The following is a 17086-nucleotide window of genomic DNA, read 5'->3' on the forward strand; positions in this document are numbered from 1 at the left end:
GCATGATGTTTACCCGCATGGATTACTCTCATTTCAAGCCTCGTTGGCTGTCCACTATCTGGAACGCTGTTGCGGTCGGGAAGTATTACCCCGAAGAGAAGCACCCGATCAGCAAAGTACTTTTCCAAATTTATGAGCCGGCATGCCGCTGGGTTCTGGAGCATCGAATCAAGACCATTGTCATGGCAGGGCTTTTAGTCCTGAGCACCATTCCGATATACCTGAGACTGGGGTCCGAGTTTATGCCGCCCCTCTATGAGGGAACGCTGCTCTATATGCCGACGACGCTTCCGGGCCTTTCCGTGACCGAGGCGCAGAAGCTCATGCAGAGCATGGATCAGGTGATTAAGAGCTTTCCGGAAGTCGAACGCGTCTTCGGCAAAGCGGGGCGGGCTGAAACATCGACCGATCCAGCCCCCTTCTCGATGATGGAAACCACGATTGTCCTGAAGCCTGAATCCGAGTGGCGCACCAAACATCGCTGGTACTCCTGGATGCCGCATCTTGTGCAGGCCCCTTTCCAGCGTATCTGGCCCAGCCGGATCAGCAAGGAGGAACTGATTGACCAGATGAATGCTGCGGCACAATTTCCGGGCGTGACGAACGCCTGGACGATGCCGATCAAGGCCCGGATTGACATGCTCACCACCGGCGTGCGCACCCCCGTCGGGATTAAGGTTTTCGGAGCAGATCTTAAAGAGATCGAAAAGATCGGCACCCACCTGGAGATGATTCTCAAGGATGTTCCCGGCACCCGCAGCATCTTTGCGGAACGAACCGCCGGCGGCTACTTCGTGGACTTCAAGTTGAAGAGGGAACAGCTCGCGCGTTACGGGCTCAGCGTCAAAGAGGCCGAGGACGTCATCATGTCGGCCATCGGCGGTGAGCCGGTCACGACCACGGTTGAAGGCCGGGAGCGCTACACCGTCAACGTCCGCTATGCCCGCGAACTGCGGGATACCCTGCCGAAACTGCGTCGTGTGCTCGTTCCCACGATATCGGGAGCGCAGATCCCTCTGGCGGAATTGGCGGACATTGAATTGGTGTCTGGACCATCCATGATCCGGGATGAGAACGGGATGCTTTCCGGCTATGTCTATGTGGACTTGACGGGGCGGGACGTCGGCGGTTATGTCGAAGAAGCCAAGAAGGTCGTACGCGATAAGCTTCAACTACCGACCGGCTACTCGCTCGTCTGGAGCGGCCAGTACGAGAACATGCTCCGAGTCCGGGACCGGCTCAAGGTCGTCGTGCCGATCACCTTCTTTCTGATCTTCATCCTGCTCTATGCGAATACAAAATCGCCGATCAAGGCCACGATCGTCATGCTGGCGGTTCCCTTCTCGATCATCGGTGCCGTCTGGTACCTGTGGATCCTCGGCTACAACATCTCCATCGCGGTCTGGGTGGGAATGATCGCGCTCATGGGACTGGATGCGGAGACGGGCGTCTTTATGTTGCTCTTTCTGGACCTGTCTTACTACGATGCCATCCGCAAAGGAAAGATGAAGACTTACAAGGATCTCGAGGAAGCCATCATTCACGGTGCGGTCAAGCGCGTCCGCCCCAAGGCCATGACGGTCTTCGCGGCGATGCTGGGACTCATCCCCATCATGTGGTCAATGGGCACAGGGGCCGACATGATGAAGCGTGTGGCCGCCCCCATGATCGGTGGGCTTGTAACCAGTTTCATCCTTGAGCTCCTGGTCTACCCGCCGATCTACGCTATATGGAAGTGGCGCTATGAGCTCAAGCATGGAACGGTGGACGCAAGCACCTTGCCCATCCCGGAACTCCGCGGTCACAGCGCTTGATAGAGGCCCCATGAAACGACAATTCGCTCTAACGCTATTGTTCCTTTGTTCGGCCATATCGTTGTTCGCTTACCAAGGGCACCCTGTCCATCCCGAATCGGCGTTTGATCCGGCCTTGCTGGGCTTCTCCGGGCTGAGAGAAGTCTTTAACCTGCATCCGGCTTTCGTTCATTTCCCGATTGCGCTGATCCCGGCGGCTCTCTTGCTCTACTTCCTTGGCATCCTCCTCGCAAAACCCGCCCTCAACATCGCGGGCCGAGCCTGTCTGTATTTTTCCCTGATCAGTGGTATTGTGGCGGTCTGGACAGGGCTCATTGCCCAGGACAGCTTTCCGCACAACGAAGTCATCCATCACATGATGCAAACTCATCGCACCATTGGATTAATTTTGATGGTCTTACTCGGGTTGCTCACGCTCTGGAGTTTCTGGCATGACGATCAACGTCCCCGAGGAGCTTGGGCCTTTATCTTGGTCCTGGCAGGAGCAACGTATCTTGTTCTGCAGAATGGGGATTTGGGAAGCCGAATGGTCTATATCGAAGGAGCAGCGGTTAAGCCAGCCATTCAAGCCATCACGATGCCCGAAGGAGAACATCGCTCTCATCGTCATGACAAAGACGAGTCCGGGTCCGACTGACCACTTATGACCGCCAAGATTTTTGTTGTGCTGCCTACAATGAGGAGTTGGCGCTGAGCCGACTCCTCCCGGACATCACATCGGTCTTGAGCCCGTTGGGGATCCTCTTTGAAATTCTGGTTGTGAACGATGGATCAACGGATGGGACGGCTCTTCAGGTGGCCGGGTTTTCGCGGTCTCTGCCGGTCCGTTTACTGACGCACGAGAAAAATCAAGGGTACGGCGCGGCGCTGGCAACGGGTTTCTCTTGGGTCGTGGATCATGGCCGCAAAGAAGATATTGCCGTATCGCTTGATTGCGACCGCACGCATCCTCCGGAAACCATCCCGGCTCTGTTAAAAAAAATAGAAGACGAATACGACATCGTCACGGCTTCCTACGTCCTTCCAGGGGGGCAGGTGACAGGGGTCCCGTGGCTGCGGCGGCAGTCGAGCGCTGTCATCAATCGCTTATTTCAATGGGTTTGGCCTATGTCTGGGGTTGAAACCTATACCAATGGGTTTCGCGCGTATCGGATTGCTCTTTTGAAACGGGCCAGCAGGCGTTTTGGTGCCACTTTGATAGAGGAAAACGGTTTTCCGGGCGGTGTGGAGTTGTTTTTGAAGGTCTGTTCCGTCGGAGGACGTCCCGCGGAAATCCCCTTTCACCTTCACTATGAAAACCGGGGGGGTGCCAGTAAAATCCGGTTCTTCCAAACCGTCGTGCGATACCTTCGTTTATTGCGGCGCATCCGGCGCTTAAGACGTTTGCGTAGCCCTAGCTCGACGTAATACAATACACCCTTGGAAATGGCCCCTCCCGGGGCTCTTTTTACGTCACTCCCATCATTCCCATAGTATGGAGCTGGCCGTGAAAGGGAAATCATTTTGATTTGTGGGTTGAATGATCGTCTTCCCCTGGTGGGCGGACTCTTAATTTTTGTTGCGGGAGCGGCCCGGGCGGCTGACGTGCCGATAGCGGTGTCGACTTCGGCAGCTCCGTCTGTGGTGATTTCGACCGCGGCAGTCAGTGAGGAGCCGTTCGTATCGCCGCTCGGCGGGGAAAAATATAGAATTGTTTCCCGATTCGGAGACCGTCCCACGCCGGCCGATCCGGCAAAACCCGGGGTTCGGATCGAAAGGCATGAAGGGATCGATTTGGCGGTGACGCCCGGGGTTTCAGTGAAAGCGGCTCGTCCAGGGAAAGTCCTATTTGCCGGATTTACAAAAGCGTACGTGAGCCGAAGCAATAAGACGGAGCAGGCCCACTTAATCATCATTCGGCACACGGACGGGAAGAGCACGCGTTACGTCCACCTGAATTCGTTGCGGGTTCGTCCGATGCAGGAGGTAGCGTCCGGCCAGGAGATTGGAACCGCGTCGGGGTCGGATGAGTGGACGGAACCGGTGCTGCACTTTGAAATCCGCAATCCGGCAGGAGCGCCGATGGACCCGGAGAAGTGGCTACATACAAAAAAATGAAAACTCTTTACGTTTTAGTCTTGGCCGCCGGGCAGGGGACGCGGATGAAATCCGCGACCCCCAAAGTCATCCATGAGATGGCCGGCAAGCCCTTGCTGGAGCATGTCCTCCATGCGGTTCGAGCGCTGCATCCCAAGGCGATCGGGGTTGTTCTCGGGCTGGGCCGGGAGAAAGTTCAATCGGTTCTGGAAGAAAGAGGCTGGGATAAGCTCGGCTACATTGTTCAGTCGCGCCAGCTGGGCAGCGGCCACGCGGTTCGCATGGCCCAACCCTGGTTGAAATCGAAAAAAGGAACGCTCCTGGTTGTGTATGGCGATACGCCGCTCTTGACGACCGCGACGCTCCAGCGCTTGGTGGAACAGCACGCGGATTCAGGTCATGCGGCTACGTTTCTGGCCATGGACATTCCCAACCCGTCCGGCTACGGCCGGATGGTTCTGGATCCCCAGGGATTTCTGGAGCGCATCGTTGAAGACAAAGATGCTTCTTCTGAAGAGCGCGCGATCACGCTCGTCAACTCGGGGGTTGCTTGTTGGGATATCGAACGGTTGCTGAAGGTATTGCCCCGTATTCAGGCCAATAATGCCAAGCACGAGTATTATTTAACCGATGCGGCCAAGCTTTTGCGTGATTTGGGAGAGAGAGTCGGCGTCGTGACCACGTCTGACCCGGATGAAACTCATGGGATTAACAACCGGGTGGATCTCGCCCGGGCCGAAGCGATCTTGCGCCGCCGCATTCTCGAGCAGTGGATGCGGGAAGGCGTGACCATCGTGGATCCGGAAACCACCTACGTGGATGCGGACGCCGTTCTTGCGCCGGATTGCCGTTTGTGGCCGGGGACTATGATCCGGGGCGCCTCGCGCATCGGCGCCAACTGCGAAATCGGTCCTTACACCTTGATGGAAGACGCGATCGTCAAAAGTGGCGCGCGTGTGGGGCCTTTCGCCCGCTTGCGTCCCGGCACGATTATTGAAGAGGGCGCGCGCATCGGTAATTTTGTGGAAACGAAGAAAGCGATTATCGGGAAAAAGTCCAAGGTCAGCCATCTTTCATACATCGGCGATGCCGAAATCGGCGACAACGTGAATATCGGCGCCGGTACGATCACCTGCAACTATGATGGTTTCTTCAAATATAAAACCACGATCGAAGATGATGTTTTTGTCGGGTCCAATGCCAACCTGGTGGCTCCGGTGCGGCTGGGTCGCGGGGCGATTGTGGCGGCCGGCTCAACCATCACCGAGGATGTAAAAGCGAACGCGCTGGTTCTGGCGCGGGCGCGCCAGATGGCCAAAAACGGATGGGCCAAGGAATTCAGAGGAAAACAGAAGAGGAGTAAACATGGCTGAGCGATTGAAGATCTTTACGGGAAACGCCAATCGTGCATTGGCGGAAGAAATCTGCCAGTGTCTGAAAGTCTCTATCGGCAAGGCCGACGTCGGCCGGTTCTCCGATGGGGAGCTTCAGGTTAAGATTGTTGAGAATGTGCGGGGCGACGACGCTTTTGTCGTTCAGCCGACCAGTCCTCCCGTTAATGATCATATGATGGAACTGCTGATCATGGTGGATGCGCTGGCCCGGGCCTCCGCGCGCCGGATCACCGTGGTCATCCCGTATTACGGATACGGGCGGCAGGACCGCAAAGCCGAGCCCCGCGTGCCGATTTCAGCCAAGCTCATGGCTAATCTGATTACCGCCGCCGGCGCCGACCGCGTCCTGGCCATGGACCTGCATGCCGGACAGATTCAGGGATTTTTTGATATCCCGGTGGACCATCTCTATGCCATGCCGGTTTTTCTGGAATATATCCGCGCGAAGAAACTGAAAGATATCGTTGTCGTATCGCCCGATGCCGGCGGCGTGGAACGCGCCCGGGCTTTTGCCAAACGTCTCGATGCCGAGCTGGCCATTGTCGACAAACGGCGGCCCCGTCCCAATGAAATGGATGTCATGAACGTGATCGGAGACGTCAAAGAGAAAACCGCCATTCTTCTCGATGATATCGTCGACACCGCGGGGACGTTGTGCAAAGACGCTGAAGCCCTCAAGCAATTCGGCGCCCGGCGCATTTTTGCGGCCTGTTCCCACGGCGTCCTGTCCGGTCCGGCGATGGACCGCATCAGTAAATCGCCCATCGAGGAACTCATGATTTCGAATTCCATCCCGTTGGATGGAAAGGCGATCCCGAAAGTCAAAGTGCTTTCGGTGGCTCCGCTGCTGGCTGAGGCCATCAAGCGGATACACAAAGATCAGTCGATTAGCCAATTATTCGTTTAAGGACCCGCGGCGAATGAGTTGATCGCCGCAGGTCCCGTCGAAAAGGTATAGCGAACGGGAGATTGTTATGGAAGAAATTATCTTAAAAGCGGAAGTCCGACAGCCAGCCACCAAAGGCGCCATTCATGCGCTGCGTAACCAGGGACGTGTCCCGGGGATTGCGTATGGGGATAATGAGCCCCCCGTCGTTTTATCTGTTGAGGAACGCAGCCTGCAGGCGGCGCTTCATTCGGAGCGCGGGCGCAATGCGCTGATTACGCTGCAGGTTGAGAATACCTCGCATCCAGTGCTGGTGAAGGATATTCAGCGTCATCCAATTACCCGCGCCCTCCGGCATGTGGATTTTCACCGGATTTCTCTTAAGAAAAAGATTGAGACCCTGGTTCCGGTCCATCGAAAAGGCGAAGCGCCGGGGGTTAAACTCAACGGCGGCATTCTGGAGCACATCATCCGCGAAGTTCGCGTCCGGTGTCTCCCGACCGAAATTCCGGCGTCTCTCGATGTCGATGTGTCCACGCTGCAGATTGGCCAGGGCATTAAAGCCAAGGATCTTCCTGTCCCAGCGGGTGTCGAGCTGATTGTGGATCTGGAAGCGGTGGTCATTAACGTGGTGGCGCCGACGATTCTGGAAGAGACCCCGGCCCCTGGCGCTGCCGCAGCTTCACCGACGACCGCTGAGCCTGAAGTGATCAAGAAGGGTAAGATTGAAGAAGGCGAAGCAGCCGCCGCCCCGGCCGCAGGAGCGGTCAAGGGGGTTGCGGCTCCGGCGGCTGGAGCGAAACCAGCCGCGGCCAAGCCCGAAGCCGGGAAGAAGCCTGAAGGGAAATAGCGCTGACAGCCCGTATTAAAATGGTGGTCGGCCTGGGGAATCCAGGCCCCTCTTATGCGGACACACGGCATAATGTCGGCTATCGGGTCTTTGATTTGCTGGAAGAGAAAAAGCCGGAGCAAGTGTTTCTGTACCGCCCTTCTGTTTTCATGAATACGGTGGGCGGCCCTGTGGCGCAAGTCGCGAGGAAAAAGGGAGTTCATCCTCATGAGCTGCTCGTGATCTGCGATGATTTCTCTATCCCTCTTGGGACGCTCCGGTTGCGTTTACAGGGATCTTCCGGCGGGCACAACGGTCTGGATTCGATCCTGGCGTCGTTCGGTACGAAGGCTGTTCCCCGGGTGCGTCTGGGAATCGGGCCGGTGCCGGCGGAAGCAGACCCGGCGGATTTTGTGCTGCAGCGGTTTCCGAAAGGGGACCGGGCTGTTGTCGAGAAAATGACCGCTCGGGCGGCGGAGGCGGTCTTAGCAGCATTGACGGACGGCATGGATTATGCGATGAATCAATTTAATGTGAGTCCCGAATGAAAGCCCTCGATGTCATGCGCCGGTCCGTGGTGTCACTCCCCCAGAACGCCACCTTGCAGGATGTCCTCTCGAAGTTTCAGAAACATCGCCTGGATTCCCTTCCGATTGTTGACGCGGCCCAGAGCATCGTTGGTTTTATTACCATAGACAATTTAATCGACATTTTTCTTCCCCGGTATCACGAACTCCTGCGGGATTTCGCCGCTTTGGAAGACAAGGGCCAGCTGGTGTCGTTGTTTGACCGGTCGTTTACGGGCCTGGATTTAACGGAAGGCAAACTGATCCTGGCGGCGGATGTCATGAATACGCATATTCGCTGGGTCCATAGTGACGATTCGCTGATCGAGGCGGCCGCGCTTTTGCAGTCCCAGAATCTTCAGTATCTGCCGGTGGTGGACCGGGATCGCCACCTGGTTGGCCTGATTTCCGATTTTGAAGTCGTGCTGGCGCTCCTGCGTGGAAGCACCGCAGAGACAGCGATAACGCCGGCGTAATCCATCAGTCAACCTCATTCCATGGAACGCACCGAATTCGTCCATCTTCATTCCCATACCGAATACTCGCTGCTCGATGGCGCCGCCCGCTTGACCGATGAAAAAGGGAAGCCGGGAGAACTCCTGAAAATGATCGCGGCGATGAACATGCCGGCGTTGGCGCTCACCGATCATGGCAACCTTTACGGGGCGATCGAGTTCTACCGGGCCGCCAAAGCGGTCGGCGTCAAACCCATTATCGGCTGCGAGATGTACATGGCCCCCAAGTCCCGTTTGGATCGGGAGTCGACGCGCGGCCAGGAAGACGCTTTTTATCACCTCACCGTCCTGGCCCGGGATAACGAGGGCTACCAGAACCTGATCAAGCTGTGCTCGATCGGTTTTCTGGAGGGCTACTACTACAAACCGCGCGTCGACAAGGAAGTCCTGGCGAAATATGGCAAGGGACTGATTGTCCTGTCCGGATGTTTGAAAGGGGAACTGGCGCAGGCGCTCCTGGCGGATCGTCACGACGAAGCGCTCCGGATTGTCGAAACCTACCAGAGTCTCTTCGGCAAGGAAAATTATTATCTCGAGGTGATGGATCACGGCCTTCCGGAACAGCGCCGGCTGAATGAAAAACTGCTTGAACTATCTAAGAAAACAGATGTTCCGCTGGTCGCCACCAACGATTGCCATTACTTGAGAAAAGAAGACGCGCCGGCCCACGACGCGCTGTTGTGCATCGGGACGGGATCCACCTTGTCCGAGCCCAGCCGTCTACGCTTCAGCGCGGAGGAGTTTTACTACAAATCGGCCGAAGACATGTACGGCCTGTTTAAGCCCTGTCCGCAGGCGGTTCGCCAAACGCTGGAGATTGCGGATCGGTGCAATGTCGATATCCGCTTTGACCAGATGCTTCTGCCGCATTACGAGGTTCCTGCCGGAGAAACGCCGGACACCTATCTCGAGAAATTGTGTCTCGAAGGGCTGACGCGCCGTTACGGAACAGTCGAGAAGAAATACTCCGACCGTCTTCTCTACGAACTCTCCGTGATCCGCAAGATGGGGTTCTCGACCTACTTTCTCATCGTGTGGGACTTTGTTTACTGGGCGAAGACGAACGGGGTCCCTGTCGGGCCGGGCCGCGGTTCCGGCGCCGGATCGCTGGTCGCTTACGTGCTGGGGATCACCGATATCTGTCCCGTGAAATACGGACTTTTGTTTGAGCGGTTCCTCAACCCAGACCGCCGGACCATGCCGGATCTGGATATCGATTTCTCGGATGGCGGGCGCGAGCGGGTCATCCAGTATGTTCGCCAGAAGTACGGCGAGACCAGCGTGGCCCAGATCATCACCTTCGGATCGATGCTGGCGCGGCTGGTGGTTCGCGACGTCGGGCGCGTGCTTGGAATTCCGATTTCTGAAGTGGACCGGATCGCCAAGCTGATCCCTCGCGAGCTGGGGACGACCATCGCGATGGCGCGCAAAAGCGTGCCGGAACTCGAACAGGAATGTAAGAAAAACCCGGACTTCACACAGCTGCTGAATACCGCCGAACGGCTCGAGGGATTAAAACGCCATACCGGCGTCCACGCGGCTGGCATTGTGATCGCGAAAGGCGATCTGACCCAGTACGTCCCTCTGGCCAAGGGTTCCAAAGACGTCGTGACGACACAGTACGACGGAGACGGGCTTCTGAGACTGGGACTTCTTAAAATGGATTTTTTGGGATTGCGGACGCTCACCGTTATTGAGCACACCTGCCGTCTGATCCGTGAACGCCGCCGTCCCGATTTTGATCTCGCGACCATCCCGCTGAATGATGCCGTGACCTTTGCGCTTCTGCAGGAGGCCCGGGCGATCGGCGTGTTCCAGCTGGAATCCTCGGGCATGCGCGATCTTCTGCGTAAGATCCATCCCACGGTTTTTGAAGACATCATTGCGTTGATTGCCCTTTACCGTCCAGGCCCCATGGGCGCCGGAATGCTCGATGATTTCGTCAAACGCAAACATAATCCCGCCATAGTTAAATACGATCATCCGGTGCTTGAGCCGATTTTGAAGGAAACCTATGGGGTCATCCTTTATCAGGAGCAGGTCATGCGCATTTCCATGGATATAGGAGGCTTTACCCCCGGCCAAGCCGACGGCCTGCGAAAAGCCATGGGCAAAAAGATCCCGGAGGAGATCGAAAAGCAGCGCGATGCTTTCATGAAAGGCGCGTTGGCCAAAAAGATACCCGAAAAAATAGCCAAGCACGTTTTTGAGCAGATCGTTTTCTTCGGCGGTTACGGTTTTAATAAGTCGCACAGCACCGCTTACGGCATGGTGTCCTACCAGACGGCTTTCTTGAAGGCCAATTTTCCGATGGAATACATGGCCGCTCTTTTAACGAGCGAGATCGGCCACAGCGCCATCGGCAAAGAAGAGGATTCTAAACTGGTTGTGTTTTTGGCCGAGACCGAGGCCATGGGGATCCGGGTGCTGACGCCGGATGTTCAGAAATCCTTCAGTGAATTTTCAATTGAAGAGGTTGTTAAAAATCCAGAAAACGGCCCCGTTAAAGGGCCCGGAAAACGGCCGCGTTCCCGCGCCAAGCCGGTAGCTGGCGTGAGCGGCGGCATCCGTTTCGGGCTGTTGGCGGTGAAGAATGTTGGTTCCGGCGCGGTGGAATCGATCGTCAGTAACCGCCAGAGCGGCGGTCCCTATGCCTCCTTTGAAGATTTTTGTCAACGCATTGATTTGAGGCAGGCCAATCGCAAGGTGTTGGAGTCCATGGTCAAGTCCGGGGCGCTGGATTCCCTTTCGCCTCAACCCCCGGCGCAATCCCGGGCGCAAATGATGGCCGATCTGGATGAGGTCATGGCCCGTTCGGCCAAAATTCGTGAAGAAATCCTCAGCGGGCAAACATCCCTCTTTGAGATGAACGAAGTCTCGACGTCCCGCCCGGCCCCCTCGTCAAACGGGCGCGCCAAAGCCGTAACCGCCTGGTCTGATCATGAACTTCTGGCCGCAGAAAAAGAAGTGCTCGGGTTTTATCTGTCGGGCCATCCGCTGGCGCGATACCAGAGTGAACTGGGACTTCTGTCCACTCACCGGTTGGATGCCTTGCCCACCGCGCCAAACGCCGCGGTCCGGCTGGCCGGGATGATCAGCAGCGTGCGCCGACTTCTCACCAAGGCCAGAAAAGAGCCCTATGCCCGCTGCCGCTTCGAAGACCTGCAGGGAGAAGTCGATCTGATTATTTTCCCGCGGTCTTATGCGGAAGGCCTGTCCCAGCATTTAAAACCGGGGGCCATGATGGTCGTGACCGGCCGAGTGAACCGGCGGGAAGAAACGTCGGCCGAGATTGTGGTCGAAGAAATGGTCCCTCTTTCAGCGGCGCGGGAACGCTATGTGAGCGAAATGCTCGTGCGCTTGTCGTCGCCCGGTCTGGAAGAAAGTGTTTTGACGGATTTGAAGGCAACGCTCTCCCGCCATCCGGGACGCTGCCGCGTCTGTTTTGAAGTGGCGACGCCTCCCGGCGGCACCGTTGTTGTGGAAACAGATTTTCAAGTGAAACCCTCCGAAGCGCTGTTTAAGGAACTTGAGCAGCACCTGGGCCAGGAATCCTGGACCATCACCCGCGTCGGGCGATAACTAAAATAAACTTATTCGTGGCACGACGAAATCCCCAGGACAGGAGTCTGTTCCCAGCGTTTCCCCTGGGCTTCGCAACTGGCTTGATCGGTAGCCGGTGGTTCTGATTTGAGAGAAGAGAGGTCAACCCCCAGTGATCGAAGTTCTTCCCGGGCATCATTCTGATTGGCCAGCGTTTCCGGAACCGCGTCCGCCGGGGGTGTTAGCAACAGAATCTTCTTGTATTCCCCAATCGCTTCCTGCTGTTGCCCCATTTGCCGCAAGTTTCGTGCCAGTGACAGATGCGTGATGGCATATTGGGGGCCGTATTGAACAGCCAGCTGCGCTTCGTCCAGGCCTTTCCTTGTGTTGCCAACGGAAAAAAATCGCGGCGCACGGCTATAAAATTGAGAGAGCAGCATGTGCGCGTAGTATTGCTTGGGATCCAGCGCCACCGCCTTCTGCAAAACCTGAATCGCTTGCTTAACAGCTTTGAGGCTCTGGATTCCTTTGTGCGCTTCAGCCCATTGGCCCAGCGCTTCCCCGTCAACCGTCCAGGCCCAGGCATTTTCCGGGTTTTTGGCCACGGCCTCTTCCCCGAACCGGCGGGTTTTATCGGCCCAGTGAATACGCTCGCTCCGGCTCTTGGCATGACGGTAGGCGCGGCCGCAGGCAGAGGTCAGAGGGATTAGCAGTGAGCGCTGGGCAGGATTTTCCCGGAGCGCCTGTTCCCAAAGCGTAATCGCGCGCAGGGTTTGTCCCGCTTGATCTCGTTTGGCCCAGGCGGCTTCGGCCTGCTGAATCAGTGACGCCTCGGCGCAAACAAATGACGGCAGGAGGGGAAAGACAACGAAAAAAAGAAGGGAAAACAATTTTCTCATAGTATCCCCGCCAGGTCCTTCCGGAGCTGGTGTGCTGAGGTAAACTGGTGCGCCCGGATACCGAGGGCCCGCGCGGCCTGGACATGACTGTCCATGTCGTCAATAAAAACCGCCCGATCCGGTGCAACACCGGCTTTCTTCAAAACAATTCGGTAAATTGCTTCATCCGGCTTCCGGTAACCGACCGCGTACGAAGCCACCGGGAAATCAAACCACTTCATGAAATCATATTCCCCCGCGACGTAATCCCAGTGCATTTTGTTGACGTTGGAAAGCATCGCCAGCCGGTAGCGTGAGCGCAGCTCGCGCAGGAGCGCCACCGAATCGTGTTTCTCCTTAAAAATGCTATTCCATAGCGCTGTAAACGTTTCAAATGTCAGGTCTTTCAAATGCAGTTCTTTTTGCAGTTGCTGGAAAAAATCACCGGGCAACACCTTGCCCCGTTCAAAGGCATCCCAAAGCGGCGTGTGACGGAAATAGTGATGAATGTCCGCTTTGCTCAGCGTCGAGTGGCGTTTTAGGCCTCGAACAACGTGGTTGAAATCAAAATCGACTAACACGCGGCCGAGATCAAAAATAATCAGATCAACAGAACGATCACTCATGTCGAACAGGCTCCCTTCGATGATGAAAAGACGCGGGCCGATGACGGGCTTGGCGCCAGAGATCTTCAAATTGACGGCTATAAGCCAAAACAATGCCGCCGTCGTCTTCAAAAATAATATTTTCGTGGTTCATGTATTGCGCGGCGCGCGTCCAATTGAAAGATCCGGTCATCAGTTCCTGGTTGTCGAGAACGGCAAATTTATGGTGCATCGCTCCGGCCCGCCGTCCCTGCAGATAACGAACTTCCAAGTTCGGGAATCGATTATTCTTGACGGACGTTCGGGACGGGGTCGCATCCAGGAGAACTCGTACGAAGACGCCCCGTTCGGCTGCCCGTTCGACGGCTTGCGTGAGCCTCGGGGAAGAAAACTCGTACAACGCAATCTCCAGCGAGGTCTGGCAGCGGTCAAGGGTCTTAACGATGCGAGATTGTAAATCATCCTCAGAAGAGAAGTAAGCGGTCGGGGAAGCCCAGGAGGCGGTTGCCAGGAGCAGGAGGAGGGTCACCCGGAAGGACGATGCGAGTGAGATCATGACTTTTTGGTCAGGGAGATGGTTTTGCGAACGGCTGTTGAAATCAGCCCGGTAATGGATTTCACCAGATCGGCCGGCCACTTCCCTTTTCTCATGGCAAAACGCAGCATGTTGGCATTGACGGTTGATACGTCCTCCAGCTTCCCGGCGTTTTTAAGCGTGGTGCGAAGCAGTTCCCAGGCGAAGGGGTCTTCGGTCTTGCGCGGGGCCTTCCACTCGTCCTCGGATTTGATGAGAAGCCGGTACCCGGGCCCGTCCAGGGCCGTCACCCCTTCTTTTTCAGAATAAGCAAAGACGGCTTCTTCGACCTTCTTCTGCTCTTCCTGAAGGGCCGCGATCTCAGTTTTCTTAGATTCCTTTTGTTCTTCGAGCTCCGCATACTTCTGAACCAGCTGAACACCGGTGTTTTGCAGATAAGCGTTAGGCGGCAGCGATTCAATCGAGGCCAGGTGTTTGAAAGCCGGGCAAATAGGCTTGTATTCGCACCACTCGCACAACCGGCTGATGTGGGTCTCCCAGCGTCCGACGGTGGTTTCCTGCTCGATCTGCCGGATGACTCCGATGACTTCGGATTCCAATTCTTTTAGATCCGCGGCTTGTCGCGAGGAGGCGATTTCCTTATCCGTGGCCAGGTAGTGCCAGATCAGCTTGATCCGCTTCGCGTCAGGCCAGCGCTGCATGATGCCCAACTGGTAAAGAGCGAGTTGGCGGTCTTCATCGGCTTCTTTCTGAGTCGGGACATTGGCGCCGGTCTTGTAATCGTGGATCTCGTAGGTTTCCGTTTCCGGCACCCAGGTGAGCCGGTCGATATAGCCCTGCACCGAGTAGGTCTTCGCGCCTTCCGTGAGCTTGAGCTCGATGCGTTCTTCCAGTCCGATTGTTTTCCCCTGGTTAAACGGATGGTAATGCTTGTAGTAATCCGTCAAGCATTGCCGGCCGAGTTTAAAGTAGTCGCCGGGGCTGATCTCCGAACGCACCACCTGGATTTTCCCGTGCCAGTTCTTTTCCCAGTTCTGCTCATAGAACTGAAGCACCTCGTCCAGCGTGTTCAGGCGGGCGTATTTCAGGTCGCGGTAAAGCTTTTCCAGCGCTTCGTGAACGCGCTTGCCGACAAACGCCTCCACCCCTTCCGTGTCCGTGCGGAGATTATCCACATATCGGAATTTGTATTTCCGGGGGCACTTTTCAAACGTCTCGATGCGCGAATTAGAATACATTGAGAATTGTAGGGGCGCACCGCTGTGCGCCCGCCCTAATCATTAGATAAGCCAACCCACCAAAAATTCATTTCTCTGCCCGACGATAATCGATTATAGCACGCGGAGTTTGGATACCAGGAAACCACGCACGGAACAGGCAAATTTTATTAAAATCACATCTATGAACGTTCGCTGGATAACCGCAGGGTTGCTGATGGTTTTTGGGGTCGGGTGCGCCACGGTGCCGTATACCAACCGCAAACAACTGTCTCTGGTTTCCGAAGAACAGGAGAACCAGCTGGGGCTCCAGGCGTATGCGGATGTCAAAGCCAAAAATAAGATTTCAAACGATGCCCGCCTCAACGAGATGGTTACCCGGGTCGGAAAGCGCGTCGCCGCGGCCGCAGACAAACCGAACTGGGATTGGCAGTTTACGGTGATCGATGACCCCAAAACGATGAATGCCTTCTGTCTCCCCGGCGGCCGCATCGCTGTCTATACGGGTATTTTGCCGGTGACAAAGGATGAGGACGGTTTGGCGGTTGTGGTGGCGCACGAAGTCGCTCATGCCCTGGCGCACCATGGGGCTGAACGCATGAGCGATCAGATGGCGGCCGGCTTGGCGATGAATATCCTTTTGGCCGGGAAAAGCCCGGAGGCGGTCCGATTAACCGAGATGGCCTACGGCGTGACGGTGGAATTGCCTCATGGCCGCAAGCAGGAGTCCGAGTCCGATCATATCGGCCTCATCCTGATGGCCAAAGCCGGCTATGATCCTCGAAAAGCAGTCGATTTCTGGCAGCGCATGGCGGCTTCCTCCGGAGGAAACAAACCGCCCGAATTCCTCTCCACCCACCCTTCGGATGCGCGGCGAATCGATGAGATTAAAGCTGAACTGCCCGAAGCATTGACGTATTACCACCCTTAAATATCATCACAACCATTTCTTCCGAAATTCATCGGTGATATCGTCTCGTGAACCTTGCGATTCTGGCTGTTCCGGGGTTCTGTTTATCGGGGTGCGCTGCAGAAATTCCTCCGCGCTCAGCCATTTGGCTCCGGTGCCCCGGATCATCGTTCGAATGCCTTTGTCGTTGGAAACCACCACGTAGATTCGTGGATTACGGACAGCCCGTACTTTATTGGCCAGCCAATCATCCGCGCTTTCGCCGGCGGTAAAGACAACCTCCATCCCGGTCGCTTGCTGGCGGTCCCCAAGTCCCTCATGGCTGTCAAAAACGACTGTCATGGCATTGCTTCCCTGGGGTTTGGTTTTAGCTAAATAGCGAAGAAGGGCCTCCCGCTTGGCCTGCCCATCCCCCGGCGGAAGCTCAGGCATGGCATAGAGCACGTTATAGCCGTCAACGAGGTAGTGAAGGGACATGATTTCCTTTTCGTCATCCTCCGCGGTCTCTGGCGGAGGATCCAGTATCTGTATTATTGCACAACAGGATGGATTCCCCGTCCCGTCCGCCTGTCGAAGTTCTCGATGGTCGGGACGGCCCCGTCAAAGAAAACATCAACGGGAGGGCGGGGCCGCCAGTGGCTGCGGGGAATGACGAGAAAGGGATTAAAACTTGGCGCTCAGGACGAAGCGAAGGGAAGTGGCTTCAACCGCGTCTTTGGAGAAGTACGCCACATAGTCTCCTAATGTGGAGGTGGTCCATTCCGACCAGCGGAACTCTGCGGCGGTGAAAAGCGGCAGGTCAATCCGCGAGGTAAAGAATCCCGCCACCGGTGTGGTGTAGCTGAATCCGATTAAACACGTCCGTTTGGACGCCGGGCTGCGCGAGCGCGATCCCATGTGGTCGATGCGCAGATGATCCAGGCTGAGGTTCATCTTGAAGCCGTCTCCAATGATGAAGGTTCGGGGAATATCGCTGACAAAAGGGATTTTATCGAGTAAATCTTCGGGTCGTTGGTATTTGGTCTCGCTGTTTGGAGCGGTTGCCTTATAGTTGTAGCGGTCAGCGGAAGCCTGCGTAGCGAGGAGAAGCCAGCAGGACAGGATGAAGAAAACCTTCCAGGCGATGTAGGCGGTTTTGATCATACTCAAGGGTATCAGGAGGAAATTACGGTGAAGTTGCCGGATTGTGAACTCTGGATTACAACCATCGTGTCAGGCACCCGAATAGGTGTTCAAATTCCGTATATTGGGCGTGCCATTTTAATCGAGTCGCACATTCTTGACCCATTTTGCGGGAGCCAACTCGTCCGATTAAATC

At 56.0% G+C, this 17086-nt stretch carries 17 protein-coding genes; 11 read left to right on the forward strand and 6 right to left on the reverse strand.

All coding sequences use genetic code 11. The features are described from left to right. The 10 genes from WC859_06370 to WC859_06415 form a co-directional block, all read left to right on the forward strand. Positions 1 to 1814 (forward strand): efflux RND transporter permease subunit (locus tag WC859_06370; GenBank protein ID MFA5975778.1); only part of this gene is annotated, 1814 nt, incomplete at its 5' end. A gap of 10 nt (positions 1815 to 1824) precedes the next feature. Beyond that, positions 1825 to 2451, forward strand: coding sequence for a DUF2231 domain-containing protein (locus WC859_06375; protein MFA5975779.1), 627 nt, complete (start codon positions 1825 to 1827; stop codon positions 2449 to 2451). After that, the gene (locus tag WC859_06380; GenBank protein ID MFA5975780.1) at positions 2448 to 3221 is read left to right on the forward strand and encodes a glycosyltransferase family 2 protein; all 774 of its coding nucleotides are present in this window, start codon (positions 2448 to 2450) and stop codon (positions 3219 to 3221) included. The genes WC859_06375 and WC859_06380 overlap by 4 nt, the downstream gene beginning before the upstream one ends. Positions 3222 to 3350: 129 nt before the next feature. Then, entirely contained in the window at positions 3351 to 3911 is a 561-nt protein-coding gene (locus WC859_06385) for a M23 family metallopeptidase (protein MFA5975781.1), read from the forward strand. Beyond that, on the forward strand, positions 3908 to 5263 hold the full coding sequence (glmU, locus tag WC859_06390; GenBank protein ID MFA5975782.1) for a bifunctional UDP-N-acetylglucosamine diphosphorylase/glucosamine-1-phosphate N-acetyltransferase GlmU: 1356 nt from the start codon (positions 3908 to 3910) through the stop codon (positions 5261 to 5263). Before WC859_06385 ends, glmU begins: the two co-directional genes overlap by 4 nt. Then, positions 5256 to 6191 (forward strand): ribose-phosphate pyrophosphokinase, encoded by a 936-nt coding sequence (locus tag WC859_06395; protein ID MFA5975783.1) that lies wholly within the window; start codon positions 5256 to 5258, stop codon positions 6189 to 6191. The genes glmU and WC859_06395 overlap by 8 nt, the downstream gene beginning before the upstream one ends. Positions 6192 to 6258: 67 nt before the next feature. Beyond that, positions 6259 to 7020 (forward strand): 50S ribosomal protein L25, encoded by a 762-nt coding sequence (locus WC859_06400; GenBank protein MFA5975784.1) that lies wholly within the window; start codon positions 6259 to 6261, stop codon positions 7018 to 7020. Between the two features lie 20 nt (positions 7021 to 7040). Then, positions 7041 to 7547 carry an aminoacyl-tRNA hydrolase gene (pth, locus tag WC859_06405; GenBank protein MFA5975785.1) on the forward strand — a complete coding sequence of 169 codons (507 nt, stop codon included), beginning with the start codon at positions 7041 to 7043 and terminating at the stop codon, positions 7545 to 7547. Continuing rightward, positions 7544 to 8041, forward strand: a complete 498-nt coding sequence (locus WC859_06410; protein ID MFA5975786.1) for a CBS domain-containing protein — start codon at positions 7544 to 7546, stop codon at positions 8039 to 8041. The genes pth and WC859_06410 overlap by 4 nt, the downstream gene beginning before the upstream one ends. 21 nt (positions 8042 to 8062) lie before the next feature. Beyond that, positions 8063 to 11662, forward strand: a complete 3600-nt coding sequence (locus tag WC859_06415) for a DNA polymerase III subunit alpha (protein MFA5975787.1) — start codon at positions 8063 to 8065, stop codon at positions 11660 to 11662. 11 nt (positions 11663 to 11673) lie between these two features. On the opposite strand, the gene WC859_06420 is transcribed toward WC859_06415, so the two are convergent. Genes WC859_06420 through WC859_06435 form a run of 4 tightly spaced genes read right to left on the reverse strand, consistent with a single transcriptional unit; the run spans position 11674 to position 14879 of the window. Beyond that, on the reverse strand, positions 11674 to 12522 hold the full coding sequence (locus WC859_06420; protein MFA5975788.1) for a hypothetical protein: 849 nt from the start codon (positions 12520 to 12522) through the stop codon (positions 11674 to 11676). Beyond that, positions 12519 to 13127 carry an HAD family phosphatase gene (locus WC859_06425; protein MFA5975789.1) on the reverse strand — a complete coding sequence of 203 codons (609 nt, stop codon included), beginning with the start codon at positions 13125 to 13127 and terminating at the stop codon, positions 12519 to 12521. The genes WC859_06420 and WC859_06425 overlap by 4 nt, the downstream gene beginning before the upstream one ends. Further along, the gene (locus WC859_06430) at positions 13120 to 13662 is read right to left on the reverse strand and encodes a phospholipase D-like domain-containing protein (protein ID MFA5975790.1); all 543 of its coding nucleotides are present in this window, start codon (positions 13660 to 13662) and stop codon (positions 13120 to 13122) included. The genes WC859_06425 and WC859_06430 overlap by 8 nt, the downstream gene beginning before the upstream one ends. Then, positions 13659 to 14879 (reverse strand): PD-(D/E)XK nuclease family protein, encoded by a 1221-nt coding sequence (locus tag WC859_06435; GenBank protein ID MFA5975791.1) that lies wholly within the window; start codon positions 14877 to 14879, stop codon positions 13659 to 13661. The genes WC859_06430 and WC859_06435 overlap by 4 nt, the downstream gene beginning before the upstream one ends. Before the next feature lie 163 nt (positions 14880 to 15042). On the opposite strand from WC859_06435, the gene WC859_06440 reads away from it, so the two are divergent. Then, positions 15043 to 15789 (forward strand): M48 family metallopeptidase, encoded by a 747-nt coding sequence (locus WC859_06440; GenBank protein ID MFA5975792.1) that lies wholly within the window; start codon positions 15043 to 15045, stop codon positions 15787 to 15789. A gap of 6 nt (positions 15790 to 15795) precedes the next feature. Here WC859_06440 and WC859_06445 read toward each other — a convergent pair whose 3' ends face one another. Beyond that, positions 15796 to 16245: an NYN domain-containing protein gene (locus WC859_06445; GenBank protein ID MFA5975793.1), complete on the reverse strand. Its 450-nt coding sequence runs from the start codon at positions 16243 to 16245 to the stop codon at positions 15796 to 15798. A 186-nt stretch (positions 16246 to 16431) separates the two neighbouring features. After that, complete coding sequence (locus tag WC859_06450) at positions 16432 to 16911, reverse strand: hypothetical protein (protein MFA5975794.1); 480 nt, start codon at positions 16909 to 16911, stop codon at positions 16432 to 16434. Positions 16912 to 17086 lie beyond the last annotated feature (175 nt).

The sequence above is a fragment of the Elusimicrobiota bacterium genome, assembly GCA_041660185.1.
GTDB lineage: Bacteria > Elusimicrobiota > Elusimicrobia > 2-01-FULL-59-12 > 2-01-FULL-59-12 > JBAZWU01.

What these genes read in the sequence shown, in the direction of transcription:
- WC859_06375 (MFA5975779.1), top strand. Translation starts at nt 1,825, where the DNA reads ATGAAACGACAATTCGCTCTAACGCTATTGTTCCTTTGTTCGGCCATA.
- glmU (MFA5975782.1), top strand. Translation starts at nt 3,908, where the DNA reads ATGAAAACTCTTTACGTTTTAGTCTTGGCCGCCGGGCAGGGGACGCGG.
- WC859_06395 (MFA5975783.1), top strand. Translation starts at nt 5,256, where the DNA reads ATGGCTGAGCGATTGAAGATCTTTACGGGAAACGCCAATCGTGCATTG.
- WC859_06400 (MFA5975784.1), top strand. Translation starts at nt 6,259, where the DNA reads ATGGAAGAAATTATCTTAAAAGCGGAAGTCCGACAGCCAGCCACCAAA.
- pth (MFA5975785.1), top strand. Translation starts at nt 7,041, where the DNA reads ATGGTGGTCGGCCTGGGGAATCCAGGCCCCTCTTATGCGGACACACGG.
- WC859_06410 (MFA5975786.1), top strand. Translation starts at nt 7,544, where the DNA reads ATGAAAGCCCTCGATGTCATGCGCCGGTCCGTGGTGTCACTCCCCCAG.
- WC859_06415 (MFA5975787.1), top strand. Translation starts at nt 8,063, where the DNA reads ATGGAACGCACCGAATTCGTCCATCTTCATTCCCATACCGAATACTCG.
- WC859_06420 (MFA5975788.1), bottom strand. Translation starts at nt 12,522, where the DNA reads ATGAGAAAATTGTTTTCCCTTCTTTTTTTCGTTGTCTTTCCCCTCCTG.
- WC859_06425 (MFA5975789.1), bottom strand. Translation starts at nt 13,127, where the DNA reads ATGAGTGATCGTTCTGTTGATCTGATTATTTTTGATCTCGGCCGCGTG.
- WC859_06430 (MFA5975790.1), bottom strand. Translation starts at nt 13,662, where the DNA reads ATGATCTCACTCGCATCGTCCTTCCGGGTGACCCTCCTCCTGCTCCTG.
- WC859_06435 (MFA5975791.1), bottom strand. Translation starts at nt 14,879, where the DNA reads ATGTATTCTAATTCGCGCATCGAGACGTTTGAAAAGTGCCCCCGGAAA.
- WC859_06440 (MFA5975792.1), top strand. Translation starts at nt 15,043, where the DNA reads ATGAACGTTCGCTGGATAACCGCAGGGTTGCTGATGGTTTTTGGGGTC.
- WC859_06445 (MFA5975793.1), bottom strand. Translation starts at nt 16,245, where the DNA reads ATGTCCCTTCACTACCTCGTTGACGGCTATAACGTGCTCTATGCCATG.
- WC859_06450 (MFA5975794.1), bottom strand. Translation starts at nt 16,911, where the DNA reads ATGATCAAAACCGCCTACATCGCCTGGAAGGTTTTCTTCATCCTGTCC.